The sequence below is a fragment of the Rhizobium sp. NLR22b genome, assembly GCF_019685295.1.
Classification (GTDB): Bacteria; Pseudomonadota; Alphaproteobacteria; order Rhizobiales; family Rhizobiaceae; genus Rhizobium.
Genome location: NZ_JABDWM010000017.1, coordinates 1 through 13832, shown reverse-complemented (window position 1 = coordinate 13832; position 13832 = coordinate 1). Strand labels below are relative to the sequence as shown.

Here is a 13832-nt window from a genome sequence, read left to right as displayed (position 1 = left end):
AAATGACGAGGTCAGTTGGTGTTGCTGCCATCGGCTGCGCCCGGCGTCTTGTCCTTGGCGGCGAGCTTCTGCCAGGAATTCTGTTGCGAGAGCATGCCCCTGAGATAGGCGACATTGGCATCGGCCTGCTGCGGTGAAAGCTCCCGCCGCGCGATCTGTTCCGCTTCCGCAAAACGCCCTTGCAGGCCGACGACGAGGGCAAGATTCTGCCGGACGCGGCTGTCGGCGGTCGGCTGGCCGGCGGCGGAGCGCAGATAGGTTTCGGCCGTGCGCAGATCGCCGGTCAGCACGTAGGACATGCCGAGGTTGGACAGGATGGAAGGTTCGTTCGGCTGAATGTCGAGTGCGTCGCGGTAGCGCTGCCGGGCCTCGCTTGCCCGGCCCATCTGGTCGAGGATTGCGCCTTCGGCCGAGATCAGCCTCCAGTCGGGGCGATCCGGTGTCTGGGCGCGGCCGATCGTGTCGAGCGCCTGCTGGAACTGCCCAGCCGCCGCCTGCGCCTTGCCATAGGCGGCCAGCACGTTGCGGTCGCCCGGGTTGGCGATCGCCACCTGCTGCATGACGGCGAGCGCCTGAGCGTCGCGGCCGTTCATGCGCAGCAGGTTGGCGTAGTTGACGCCGTTGACGGGATCGCGCGGGTTCTTCTCATAGGCCTGGCCGATTCGGTCCGTCGCCGAGCGCAGTTCGGTCGAATCCATCTCCTCGACCGGTTTGGTAAGCTTCGGCACCGAGCCTGTCGTCATCCGGTCCTTGGCCGTCGTCGAGCAGCCGGCAAGCGCGAGGATGATCAGCGATGCTGCTGCGCCCTGCAGGATGCGATTTAGGGAAATGGTGATGCGCGAGGCAGGCATGTTGCGTTCCTGATTCCGAAATCGGCGCCTGACCTCGAAGCGGAACAGGGAAAGGTTTGACGCAATCTTCGCTCCAGCAATAGTCTGTTAACCCTAACAGACCGTTAAGGAACGATTCCTGGCGACCGCCGAAGGACAATCATGGCCCCCTATCAGTTCATCGAAAGACCGACTCCTTTCAACACGAAGGGCGGCTTGACGCTGCCGATCTTTGCCGTCACCCCTGCCCATATCGAGACCGGCACGATCGATCCGATCGCGCTCGATTGGGCGCGCAAGGCGGGCTACAAGGCCGAAAGCGGCTCGCTCCTGCTGATCCCGACGGCCGATGGCCATCTCGGCGGCGCGCTTTTCGGCTTGGGCACCAACCCGTCGGAACAGCCCTACATCACCGGCAGGCTGGCCCGTGCGCTGCCCGCCGGCGAATGGCACATCGAGACCGCGCCGCTGACGGCAAACCGGCTGGCCCTTGGCTTCGGGCTCGGCAGCTACCGTTTCGATCGCTACAAATCGGAAAAATCGCCGGCAGCGACCTTGATGATCCCCCGCGATGCCGACGGCGCCGATATCAAGCGCCAGCTCGCCGGCGTCTTTCTTGCTCGCGACCTCATCAATACGCCGACGAACGATATGGGGCCGGACCAGCTCGAGGCCGCTTTCCGTGCCCTGGCCGGACATTACAAGGCGGAACTGTCGGTCATCACGGGCGATGAACTGCTCACCCAGAATTTCCCGCTGGTTCACACCGTGGGCCGCGCCAGCGCCGACGCGCCGCGCCTTCTTGAGCTGCGCTGGGGCAAAAAGGGTCATCGCAAGGTGACGCTCGTCGGCAAGGGCGTCTGCTTCGATACCGGCGGTCTCGATATCAAGCCTGCCGCCTCGATGCTGCTGATGAAGAAGGACATGGGCGGCGCCGCGAATGTCATGGGACTCGCCCTGATGATCATGGACGCCAAGCTGAAGGTCGATCTGCGCGTCATTATCCCGGTCGTCGAAAACGCCATCTCCTCCAATGCCTTTCGCCCCGGCGACATTTACCGAAGCCGAAAGGGCCTGACCGTTCAGATCGACAATACCGACGCCGAAGGCCGTTTGATCCTGGCCGACGCGCTGGCCTATGCCGACGAGGAAGAGCCCGAACTCTTGATCGACATGGCGACGCTGACAGGGGCTGCCCGCGTTGCCCTCGGTCCGGATCTTCCGCCCTTCTTCACCGATGATGCCAATCTGGCCCATGACCTGACCGAAGCAAGCCTGGAGACGGACGATCCGATCTGGCGTCTGCCGCTCTATGCCGGCTATGAAAAGGATGTCCGCGCCAAATTCGCCGACCTGACCAATGCCCCGGCCGGCGGCATGGCGGGATCGATCACCGCCGCGCTTTTCCTAAAGCGTTTCGTCAGCAAGTCCAAGAGCTGGGCACATTTCGACATTTACGGCTGGGCTCCGTCCGAACGGCCACATTCGCCGGGCGGCGGCGAAGCACAGGCAATCCGCGCGCTCTTCCATCATATCCGCACCAGCCTGCGCTGACGCCGCCCGGATAATGCTAAGGCGCATCGCATGACCGCCGTCCCGCGCTGCGTCTCGCGGCCGATCGTTAAAATTTTATTCACCCTGCCGGGCGGCAGTTCCCGCCACCTCTTGCATGTCCATTGCAACTGCCGGAAAATGAAACGCTAGCGTAACGATTTTCCGGAGGGGCCGTGCCGATCGAACTGACCGCCTCGCAGGCGCTGGGGCTCTGGCATGGCGTGGCGCTCGATCAGGTTCGCCATGACGACCGCGATTTGACATTGCGCCAGATGGCGATCCTGCTGCATATTTACCTCGTGCCGCCGCCCCACACGGTGCGCGGGCTTGCCGCCACACTCAATGTCACCAAGCCGGTCATTACCCGCGCCTTGGATACGATGGGTGAGATGGGCCTGGTTGATCGCGTGCGCGACGATGCCGATCGCCGCAATGTGATCATCAAACGTACCGTCGGCGGTGCGCTTTACCTGGAAAAGCTCGGCGATCTCGTCCGGGATCAGGGCCGCCGGCTGCCGATCTGAAGGGAACACGAATGACGATGCTCGACCGCCGCCTGCATGCCTATCGGCCGGATCTCGCGGAAGCGGGGCTCCAGGGCAAGGTGGAGGCGTCGCGCTTCGTCGAAGGCGCCGCAGCGCGCGTTGCCCTTCCCGTCGCCGCCCTGCGCCCTGAGCCGGAACTTGCCCGCGGCATCGATACGGAACTGCTCCTCGGCGAGGAGGTGACCGTTTTCGATCGCGCCGACGGCTGGTGCTGGGTAAAAGCTGCCTCCGACGGCTATGTCGGTTATCTCGAGGCAGAGGCGCTCTCCCAGACAGGGCCGGCGCCGACTCACATCGTCACCGTGCCGCGCACCTTCCTTTATCCGGAGCCGGAACTGCGCAAACCGCATCAGGCCATCTTGTCGATGGGAAGCCGCGTTCACGTCGTAGGCGAGGCGGAGGTGCGCGGCAATCACTATGTCGTGCTGACGGACGGCACGGCGATCTTCGCCAGGCACGTGCAGCCGATCGGCGCTCTCGAGGGTGCCGATTATGTCGGTATCGCCGCCCGTTTCCTCGAAACACCCTATCTTTGGGGCGGCCGATCCGGCCTTGGCATCGATTGCTCCGGCCTCGTCCAGCTGGCGATGCTGATGACCGGCAGACTGGCGCCGCGTGATACCGACATGCAGGCGGCCGGACTCGGCGAACCGATCGACCGCTCCGAAATTCGCCGCGGCGACCTGGTGTTCTGGAAGGGCCACGTCGCCATTTTCGAAGATTCCCAAACCATTCTCCACGCCAATGGCCACAGCATGACGGTGGCGCGGGAGAACTTCGAGGCGGCCGTCGAGCGCATCGGCTCGCTGTACCAACGGCCGACCGGCTATCGCCGCCCGTTTAGCTAAGTGATCGGTCGCTGCGGCCAGGATCTCACGCCGCCGGTCCAATCCTCGAAAGCTTTCGACAGTCTCAGCACCCGCATGTCGTCGAAACGCGGCCCAACGATCTGAAGCCCGATCGGCATGCCCGAACGGGAGAAGCCGCAATTGATCGACGCGGCCGGCTGCTCCGACATGTTCCACGGCACGGTGAAGGCGATATGTTCGAACGGCCTCGCCGGATCGTTGGTCGGCGATGCCCATTCGGCCGGATAGGAGACGATCGGGTTGGTCGGCGAAAGCAGGGCGTCGACCGAGGTGAACAGCCGTCCGCAGCTCCTGCGCATTTCGATCGTCTGATTGAAACCCCTGACGGCATCGACGCCATTGATATCGGCGCCGGCCTTGGCCCATTCCCGGATATAGGGCAGGATGCTGTCGCGCCGCTCTTCGTCCAGCCCTGCGATATCGCTCCACAGGCGGGCGCGCCAGAACGTGTCGAGCCCGTCAAGCATCGCGCGCGTCAGCACCGGTTGAACGCAGACGATGGTCGCGCCGGCCTTCTCGAAACGTTTCGCCGCCGATTCGACCGCGACCCTGATCTCATCATCGACAGCAAACCCGCAGCCGGCATCGAGCATTAGGCCGATCTTCATGCCTGACATGTCGACAACGAAATCCATCCAGTCGAAATCGTTGGGCGGCAGGCTGGTCCCGTCACGCCAGTCGGGCCGTGACAGCGTCGCCATGGAAAAAGCGGCGTCCTCGACGGTGCGCGTCATCGGGCCGAGACAGCGCCCGACATAATAGGGATCGGCCGGAATGCGCCCGTGGCTCGGCTTGAAGCCGAAGGTGCCGGTCCAGCCGGCAGGAAGCCGCACCGAACCGCCAATATCCGTGCCGATGTGCAGCGGCCCGTAACCGGCCGCGGCCGCGGCCGCGGCGCCGGCGCTCGATCCGCCGGGATTTTGCGCGATGTTCCAGGGATTGCGGCTGAGAGGATGAAAGCTCGACAGGCCGGAGGAAAGCATGCCGTAATCGGGACAGGTGGTCTTGGCGAAGATCACCGCGCCGTCCTCGCGCAGCCGCGCTGCAGCCGGCGCGTCGGCCTCCGCCGGCTTCAGTTCCACCGCCCTGGAGCCGAGCGGCACCGGCTGGCCCTTCGTCGCGAGCAGTTCTTTCAGCGTGACCGGGATGCCGTCGAGCCTGCCCAGCGTTTGTCCCTTCGCCCAGCGCTCCGTCGAAGCTTTCGCTTGCACGCGCGCCGCCTCTGGGTCGTAGAGGTAGAGTGCTGATATGGACGGCTCCCAGGCGGCGATATGGTCTTCGAGGGAGAGCCAGTATTCGAGCGGCGAGAGGCTCTTATCGGCGAAGCGTCGCCTGAGTTCACGGATTGTAAGATCGGTTTCGGCCATAGGCGTTTTGTTTCGGAGGGACATCAGCGGCTCGCCTCGCGTGGATCGAGAAGATCGCGCAAGCCGTCGCCGAGCATGTTGAAGCCGAGGACGGTGAGCGCGATGGCAAGGCCGGGCAGGATCGCGAGCCAGGGGGCCAGCGCCAGATAGGTTTGCGCATCTGCAAGCATCCGGCCCCATGTCGGCGCTGGCGGCGCCATGCCGAGCCCGAGAAAGCTGAGACCGGCCTCGGTCAGGATCGCCAGACCGAGCTGGATTGTCCCATGCACGATGATCTGGCTGATGATATTCGGCAGCACATGGCGCAGTGAAATGGTCAGGCGCGTATTGCCGATCGCGCGCGCCGCCGTCACATAATCGCGGCTCCAGGCCTGCAGCGAGGTCGCCAACGTCACCCGCGCAAAGACCGGAATCATGAAGACGGCGATCGCGGTGATCGCGGTGAAGCGCCCCGGCCCGAGAAAGGCGCCGAGCACCATCGCCGACAGGATCGGTGGCAAGGCGAAGATGACGTCGCAGATGCGCATCAGCAGCGTTTCGGCTGGACCGCGGATCGCCGCGGCGGAGATGCCTGATATCGAGCCGAGCGTCCCGCCGATCGCAACCGCGGTGATGGCAATCGACAAAGAGTTCCGGCATCCAGCCATCAGCATCGACGCCACGTCGCGGCCGAACTGATCCGTGCCGAGCAGGCCGAAGGCAAGCGGCGGCTGCAGTTTATGGATGATCTGCATCTTCGCCGGCGGCAAGGGCGTCCAGACGAGCGACAGCAGCGCAACGGCGACCAGCAGGCCAATGATGACCATGCCCGCGATGAGATTCATTCGCCGGCTAAGTCTGTCAGTCCTTCGGCGGCGGGCAAAGGCGGAAGATACGATCTGGGCCATGTTTCAAACCGCCTTTCTGATCCTGGGGTCGATCGCCACATAGGAGAGATCGACGACGAAATTCACCACGATGACCAAGCCCGCGAAGAACAGCACGACATCCTGCATGACGATGACATCGCGCTGGGAGAGTGCCTGAAGCGCAAGCCTCCCGAGCCCCGGCAGGTTGAAGACGTTTTCCACCAGCACCGCGCCGGCGACCAGAAAGGTGAACTGCAGTCCGATCATCGTCAGAACCGGGATCAGCGCATTCGGCACGATATGCCGCCACAGCACCGCACTGCTTGACAGCCCCTTGGCCACCGCGGTGCGGGCAAAATCCTCATGCATCGTCTCGAGAACCGCCGAACGTGCGACGCGTGTCAACACGCCCGCCTGCGGCATCGCCAGCGCGACGGCCGGCATGACGAGCGCCTGCAATGCCGGCAGAAGACCGGCGCCCCACCCCGGGAAGCCGCCGGCCGGCATCAGCCCGAGCATCGTCGAAAACAGGATGATCAACAGCAGCGCCACCCAGAAGGCGGGCACGGCGATGCTGATCTGCGAAAACAATGTTGCGATCGTGTCGAAAACGCGGCCGCGGCGCGAGGCGGCCAGAACGCCAAGCGGCAGGGCGATCGCCATCGAAAGCACCATTGCCATCAGCGCCAGCGGCAGCGTCACCGCCAGCCGCTCGACGATCAGTCCGGCAACTGGAACGCCGTAGGTCAGGGAACTGCCGAGGTTGCCGGACAGGAGGCCGGCCAGCCATTGGCCGTAGCGCAGGACGAGCGGCTGGTCGAGGCCGAGCTCGTGACGCAGCGCTGCCAGCGTTTCCGGGCTTGCCGAGGTGCCAAGCATGATCGAGGCTGGATCGCCGGGCAGCAGATCCATGACGGTGAAGATCAGCAGAGAGACGATGACGAGGGTGAGGATGAGGCCGGTGAAGCGGCGAAGGAGAAGCGCGATCATGCATGCCACGCTTTCGAGTTGGCTTTCGGGAGTACGTTGTAGCCTCGGCGCCAAGCTTGTGACAGGAATGAGGGATGGCGAGGGCTGCGGCCTGCATTGAGCGTATCGCTGTCCCGCTTCGCCTTGCTCATCGTGCCTCTCAATCCGCCCGAACCCGCTCGCTCACTCCTCCCAATAAACCCCCGAGAGCACATTCGACGGAATCGGCTCGTTCTCCCACAACCCCTTCAGCTTCCTGTCCCAGACGCCGAGTTTCGGCATGACGAAGAGGTAGAGCGCCGGTACGTCCTCGGCGAGGATCTTTTGCGCTTCGCCGTAAACCGCATTTTGGGTGGCGGGATCCGCGGTCTCCTGGACCTTCTTCATCAGCGCATCGAAGGCCGGGTTCCTGTAGTTGAAATAATAGGGATCGCGTGCGTAGATGTCGATGTCGAGCGGTTCGGCGTGGGCGACGATCGTCATGTCGAAGTTGCGATCCTTCATGACGTCCTGCACCCATTTCGCCGGAAACTCGGTCGGTTCGATGTTCATCGTCACGCCAATTTCGGCAAACATCGCCTGCATCACCTGGGCGCTGCGCGGCGCATAGGCCATCTGCGGCGATTTGATCGTGAACGTGAAGCCGTTGGGGTAGCCGGCCTCAGTCAGCAGTGCCTTTGCCTTTTCGACATCATAGGGCAGCACGCCGGTCATGTCCTTGTAGCCCGGATCGTTCGGCGTGTAGTGGCTGCCGATCGGCGTGCCGAGGCCGGACCACGCCCCGTCGATCACCGTCTGGCGGTCGATCGCCATCATCAGCGCCTGGCGGACGCGCTTGTCGTCAAAGGGCTTCCTGGCATTGTTCATGCCGGCGACGACCTTGAGTTCGGTATTGCCGACCTTGGTGATGAGCCTGGCATCGCCGTCGAAGGAACTCATCAGCTCGGGTGCGGCAAATTCCGGAAAGGCATCGAGATCGCCGGATTTCAGGGCGGCTGCCTGCGCCTGCGGATCGGCGATGAAGCGGAAGGTCACCTTGTCGAGCTTGGCAGACGCATCCTTGTTCCAGTAGTCGCCATTCCTGACGAGTTCGACCCTGTCCCCCTTCGTCCAGCTGGCGAACTTGAAGGGACCGGTGCCGATCGGCATGACCTTGTCGTTGTCGGCCGTCTTCGGGGCGACCATGACAGATGCCGGCCAGGCGAGCCAATAGATCAGGCTGCCGGTCGGGGCCGTGAGATGCAGCACCAGCGTTTCGGCATCCGGCGTATCGATCGAGGCAATCGAGGCGAAGAAGCGTTTTTGCGGATTAACCGAATCCGTACCGCGGGCGCGGTCGAGGGCAAATTTGGCGGCGGCGGCATCGAAGGCCTCGCCGTCATGGAATTTGACGCCGGTCCGCAGCTTGAACATATAGGTCAGGCCATCGCCCGAGATTTCCCAGCTTTTCGCCAGCTGCGGCTGGACCTTGCCGGTCTGATCGATCGTCACCAGCCCCTCGAACACATTCTGCCAGGTGAGCTGGCCGATCGCGACCGGTGCGGCGATCGTCGGGTCGAGGCCTGTTGGTTCGACGCTCATGCCGAGATTGAGGGCGGTCTTGGCCGCTTCCGCCGGTGTCATTGCTGTCACTACGAGACCGGCCGACAACGCAGCACCGAGGGAAAGCCGCTTGATGCAGCGCGCCGAAGACGCAAACGAAACCTTGTTCATCACATCACCCGGCATGATTCGGTCCCCACCAGCTCGTCGAAAATACTTCAGCGCCAGGATCTGCATTCGCGTGTCTCCGCCATTTCACCAGGTTGCGACCCTATTCAATCAACGGCCCTGGGGATAGCGGTCTTGCCATGCTATTTGCCCGCCCTCGGCCGGAAGGGCGCTCGCCATATAGACGCCGCGCGCGATTGCCCGCGCCATGACGATGGTGGCGAGGTGGCAAAGTTCCATCAGGCTTGCCATGTCGTTTCTTGGATGTTTGACGGTCGACGCGGCAAAGACGGTATCGCCGTCGAGCGGCAGGTGTGCCGGCAGCAGCGCTCGGGCAAGGCCGTCATGACCGGCAAGTGAAAGCCGATGCGCTTCCGCCTTCGTCAGCTGCGCGTCGGTGACGACAGCGCCGATCGTCGTTGCCGGCGTGCTCATCCCCTTGAGCCGTATCCTGTGATCGGTGGTCGCAGGCATACCGAGCCCGCCAAATTCGCCGTCCTTCTCGAAGGGCGCCGCCCAGAAATGCGGCCCGTCACCGATCGTTGCCGAACCGAGCGCATTGACGGCGACGATCGCAGCGACGCGATGGCCGGCGCTGCTGACGGCACTGGCCGAGCCGAGCCCGCCCTTGAAAGTGGCCGTCGTCGCCCCGGTGCCGGCGCCGGCGGTGCCGAGCGCAAATACGCCCTTCGTCGCGGTCTTCAATGCCGCATAACCCATCTCACGATAGGGGGAGTGAAGACCCCAATCCTTGTCGCCGCCGTTCAGCAGGTCCATCAGGATCGCTTGCGGCACGATCGGAATCTTGACCGGCCCGACTGCAAAGCCGCGGCCGGCTTCGCGCAAGCCGGCCTGCACGCCGCCGGCCGCATCGAGCCCGAAGGCCGAGCCGCCCGAGAACACAAAGGCATCGACGGTACTGACGGTCATCGACGGGTCGAGCAGGCCGGTATCGCGTCCGCCCGGCGCGCCGCCGAGCACCGCGCCGGAGGCGACCGCCGGCTCGTCGAAGACGATGACCGTGACGCCGGATCCCAGCGAGAGGTCAGTCGCATGGCCGACGGAAACGCCTTCGATGTCGGTGAGCAGATTGAGAAGATCGGGCAAGGGCTGATCCTGGTGGCGCTGATCCGGCCGATAGGACTGCAATTGCCCGCAAAAAACAAGACCGGCCCTTTGGCAGGACCGGTCACATCAGAAGAGCCGCGAAAGTCGGTAGCGGCCGCATGCCGTCAGGCATGAAGCGGCTTCGGATGACGGCGGGTCATCAGGTCGTGGATGGCCAGCCGCACCTCGTCGGGCGAACCGAACCGCTGCTCGTCGAGATCGTGGACATGGAATTTCACGGCGATGAACTTCAGCCGATCTTCGTCGGGGATAACGATCCCGACGGGAACGCCTGCATATTCGATAACTTGCTTCTTCATAGATAGAACTCCTGCCGCGCGGGCATGCGCAGCCATGGCGAATTGACTTGTCTGGTGCCGTTAAAAGGAGGACGAATGTCACATTCGACAGTTCGGGCGGGAGAGGGCGCCCGGACGGTCACTGCCAAGCACAGATCGCCCAAGGAGAGTGGCGAGAATTTCGATGTCTGTCATGTCTCGTTCCTTTCGTTGGCGTTGCGCTCGATGGTCCCGGAAGAGCCCGGGGCCGGTGAAGGCTGCGTTCAATATCTACTAACTTAGTAGAGATTATCCGACAGCCTGTCGGAAACATATTCCGAAACGTGTCAAAATATCGACGATCCGAAAAAATTCATTCCATCCTGGCCCGAACTTACAGAAAGAAACATATCAGCTCTTCGTAAAATTCGCATGACAGAATCGAAACTCGTTCGATCGCCGCAGCAGAAATAGGAAGTCTGTCTGATTCCGGCAATGGGCCTCGTCGTTAAAAATCGAGATGCCTCGAAATGACCGATTTGGTTAACGCCCGAAAGCATGGATCACCAGCCTTCCTGGAGCACCTTTTCCAGCATGTCTGCGAAGAAATCCGCGCTTTCGAGACTGAGGCAGAGCGGCGGCTTGATCTTCAGCACATTTTGGTGATCGCCGGTTGGCTGCATGATGATGCCGAGGTCGAGAACCCGGTCGCAGATCGCCGCCGTCTCTTCCGTCGCCGGCTCCAGCGTCGTTCTGTCGCGGACGAATTCCAGGCCGAGATAGAGGCCCATCCCATGGACGGCGCCGGCGATCGCGTGCCGGTCGATCAGCGCGGCAAGCCGCGCCTTCAGATGATCGCCGACCGTGCGGGCATTTTCCTGCAGCTTCTCCTCAGCCATGATATCGAGCACCGTCATGCCGGCGACGCAGCTGACCGGGCTGCCGCCGGTGGAGGAGAAGAAAGGTCCCTCCTTCTCCAGCGACTGCGCAATCTCCCGTCTGGTGATGACGGCGCCGAGCGGGTGGCCATTGCCTATGCCCTTGGCGATGGTGATGATATCGGGCACGACCCCCTGCTGCTCGAAGCCCCAGAAATAATGGCCGAGCCTGCCGTAACCGACCTGCACCTCATCGGCGATGCAGAGCCCGCCGCGGGCGCGCACCTCGGTATAGATCTCCTTCAGATACCCTTCCGGCAACGGAATGCCGCCGGCATTGCCGTAGACCGATTCGCAGATGAAGCCGGCAAGGCCCTGGCCGCCGGCGTCGATCGTCTCGAGCATCGGCTTGACGGCGGCCAGATAGCTCGCCGCTGTGTCGGGTCCGCGAAACGCGCCGCGATAGGTATTCGGCGAAACGGCCGCATGCACCCAATCCGGTCGGGTGGTCAGCGCCAGCGGATTGTCGGCGATCGACGTGGAGACGGCATCGCTCGCCGCCGACCAGCCATGATAGGCTTCGAGCAGGCAGAGCATGTTGCGGGCGCCGCTATGGGCCTGCGCCAGCCGAATCGCCAGATCGTTCGCCTCAGAGCCGCTGTTGACGAGGAAGACCGCGTCGAGGCCCTCCGGCGCGAGCGCCGCGAGACGTTCGGAAAACTCCGTAATCGCCGCATAGTGGAAGCGTGAATTCGTATTGAGCCGCAGCCATTGGGCGCTGATTGCCGCCGCCAGCCTGGGATGGCCGTGGCCGAGGATCGTGACATTGTTGACCATGTCGAGATAGGCGCGGCCCTCGACATCGAACAGATATTCCCTCCAGCCGCGCTCGATCTGCGGCGGCGCGGCATAATAGTTCTTCTGCGCACTTGCGAGATAGGCCTGCCGCTTGGCGAGCAGTTCTCCGGTCTCCGGTTGCGGCGCATCCGCTCCCGGGCTGAGAAGGGATGAAGGCGACGGGCAGAGCACCGACCAGGCCGCCGCCTCGCGCGGCATGGCAAAGAGCGGGGGTTCAAGACCCGCGACGCTGCAGAGCTGGAGGCGCAGGCCGCCAAGTGACGACGCTTCACCGAAAACAGAACCAAGCGGATCGCCAGCGGCAAGCACGGCGCCATTCTCGACCAAAGGGTCGAGTCCGTCGAGATGCAGGGTCGTGCTGTCGTCCGTCAGTGTCAGATGCTGGTCCTTCCAGCCGATACGGCCCGCAAAGGGCGCTGCGACCGCACTTCCTGCGGCAAGGCAGATGTCGACATGCAGGGCGAAGGTCGCCTGTGCCCTCGCGCTTCCAAGGGCAGCGCGGGAAAGCCGATATTCACCATAGCGCGTCGCCGCCGTGCCGTTTTCGCTTGCAGCCCGGGCAAGCAGCCGCCAGTCCATATCGGCGCTCAGCCAGTTGCCGGCGGAAAAATGCGCGCTCCGCACGCCAAGGTCGACATAGGCGATCGTGGCGGGATCGATATCGGGCAGCAAGGGCAGCCATGCCGATGCCGGCGGAGCGGCGACATCCGCGCCGGCCGCCTTGAGGATCGCAGCTTCCATGAGTTCGAACGGAACCGACATCACCGTATCGAAGATCGCCCGCTCGCGGTCGAGATTGCCACGGACATAATCATTATCGGGATCGATCGACATCTGCTGTTCGCTGCTGGCAACGAGGATGACCGCGCGCGCGACGATCAGCGGCCAGAGCGCCTTCAGCTCCTCGTCGCTCAGCGGATAGATCGCCTGATAGGCGGTGACGGCGGGCAGGATGTGAAAGGGATCGCCATTCGCCTGATGCAGCAGCGAAGCGCAGGTGACGGCGAGGTCGCCGACCAGCCAGCCGCGGATGATGTCGCCGAAATCGATCACCCCGTCGGGGATCGTGTGGCCATGGGCGTCGCGATGCCCGACGACATTGTCGCCGGTGACGTCGTGATGGACCGCCTGGAGCCGAAGCGACGGCGCCAGGGGCTGGATGCGGCGAACGGCCGTCACCATGGTTTTGGCGATCCGGTCACGGGCAGCGCTGTCGGTGATGGCGGACAGCAGCTGTACGGCGACAGGCCCGGCGCGTCGCAAATCCCACTGCAGGCTGCGGTCGAGGCCGGGATGGTCGAAATCGGCAAGCGCCTGCGCCAGCCTCGCGCAGAGCGCGCCAAGCGCCGCGACGGAAGCCGGCGCCAGATATCTCGACTCCGTCAGTCCCTGGCCTTCCAGATATTCCAGCAACCGGACCTGGTAGCCCCGCCCGCGCACGGTAAGGACGATAATTTCCCGCCCATCATTCGTGGCGATCACCTTCGGAACGCGTGGCGCGTCCTGCTGGCTCTTGAGATGATGGAGCGCGGCATTTTGCGCCTCGAGCTCGCGGGCCTCGTAGGCGGCATGGCAGATCTTCAGGACGTATCGCCCACGATCGCTGTCGACGCGGTAGTTCCGATCCTGCTGGCTGCCGAGTTCGGCGAGCGTGCCGGACAGGCTGTAATGGGCAAGAAGGATCTCTTCCGCGTCAGCAACGGTGACGTCGGGACGCGGCAGCGTCATGCGATCCACAAGCGCCTCGTCGGTCATGACACCCCTCCCGCAGCATGATTCGATTACCCCTTAAGCGCGATAATCAAATACTTGCCGCTGGCAGGCAACGGGAGATTGTTGTCTGCCGGCAAAGAGATGCGCGGCCTCGGCCGACTCACCCCATGCGTTCGGAGGCGTAGCTTCCGGGGCTGGCCGGGAAGACGACGGTGCGGTTGCCGTTGATGAAGGTGCGATGATGGATATGGGCGTGGATAGCGCGGGCCAGCACCTGGCTTTCGACGTCGCGGCCGATCGAGACAT

Annotated in this window: 11 protein-coding genes and 1 pseudogene; 3 read left to right on the top strand and 9 right to left on the bottom strand. The window is 63.5% G+C overall.

Going from position 1 to position 13832, the window contains the following annotated elements; genetic code table 11:
- Positions 1–11 precede the first annotated feature (11 nt).
- A complete protein-coding gene (locus tag HJC00_RS24515) occupies positions 12–851 on the bottom strand; it encodes a tetratricopeptide repeat protein (RefSeq protein ID WP_221164729.1) in 840 nt (279 codons plus the stop codon).
- 141 nt (positions 852–992) lie between these two features.
- Between HJC00_RS24515 and HJC00_RS24510 the strand changes: the two genes are divergently transcribed.
- The 3 genes from HJC00_RS24510 (at position 993) to HJC00_RS24500 (ending at position 3777) form a co-directional block, all read left to right on the top strand.
- Positions 993–2384, top strand: a complete 1392-nt coding sequence (locus HJC00_RS24510; protein ID WP_210629569.1) for a M17 family metallopeptidase — start codon at positions 993–995, stop codon at positions 2382–2384.
- Positions 2385–2557: 173 nt separating this feature from the next.
- Positions 2558–2908: a MarR family transcriptional regulator gene (locus tag HJC00_RS24505; RefSeq protein WP_011423607.1), complete on the top strand. Its 351-nt coding sequence runs from the start codon at positions 2558–2560 to the stop codon at positions 2906–2908.
- Positions 2909–2919: 11 nt separating this feature from the next.
- Entirely contained in the window at positions 2920–3777 is an 858-nt protein-coding gene (locus HJC00_RS24500; RefSeq protein ID WP_210629568.1) for an NlpC/P60 family protein, read from the top strand.
- On the opposite strand, the gene HJC00_RS24495 is transcribed toward HJC00_RS24500, so the two are convergent.
- From HJC00_RS24495 to purU, 8 genes and pseudogenes are all read right to left on the bottom strand, one after another.
- The gene (locus tag HJC00_RS24495) at positions 3774–5165 is read right to left on the bottom strand and encodes an amidase (protein ID WP_210631710.1); all 1392 of its coding nucleotides are present in this window, start codon (positions 5163–5165) and stop codon (positions 3774–3776) included. The two genes, HJC00_RS24500 and HJC00_RS24495, sit on opposite strands and share 4 nt — an antisense overlap.
- 23 nt (positions 5166–5188) lie before the next feature.
- On the bottom strand, positions 5189–6052 hold the full coding sequence (locus tag HJC00_RS24490; protein ID WP_221164728.1) for an ABC transporter permease: 864 nt from the start codon (positions 6050–6052) through the stop codon (positions 5189–5191).
- 3 nt (positions 6053–6055) lie between these two features.
- A complete protein-coding gene (locus HJC00_RS24485) occupies positions 6056–7003 on the bottom strand; it encodes an ABC transporter permease (protein ID WP_221164727.1) in 948 nt (315 codons plus the stop codon).
- Between the two features lie 162 nt (positions 7004–7165).
- On the bottom strand, positions 7166–8695 hold the full coding sequence (locus HJC00_RS24480; RefSeq protein WP_210629565.1) for an ABC transporter substrate-binding protein: 1530 nt from the start codon (positions 8693–8695) through the stop codon (positions 7166–7168).
- Positions 8696–8803: 108 nt separating this feature from the next.
- The gene (locus tag HJC00_RS24475) at positions 8804–9799 is read right to left on the bottom strand and encodes a P1 family peptidase (protein ID WP_221164726.1); all 996 of its coding nucleotides are present in this window, start codon (positions 9797–9799) and stop codon (positions 8804–8806) included.
- 125 nt (positions 9800–9924) lie between these two features.
- Entirely contained in the window at positions 9925–10119 is a 195-nt protein-coding gene (locus tag HJC00_RS24470; RefSeq protein WP_003544544.1) for a hypothetical protein, read from the bottom strand.
- 521 nt (positions 10120–10640) lie between these two features.
- Complete coding sequence (locus tag HJC00_RS24465) at positions 10641–13568, bottom strand: aminotransferase (RefSeq protein WP_221164725.1); 2928 nt, start codon at positions 13566–13568, stop codon at positions 10641–10643.
- A 118-nt stretch (positions 13569–13686) separates the two neighbouring features.
- Positions 13687–13832 (bottom strand): annotated as a pseudogene (gene purU, locus HJC00_RS24460) (formyltetrahydrofolate deformylase); the annotation flags it as partial.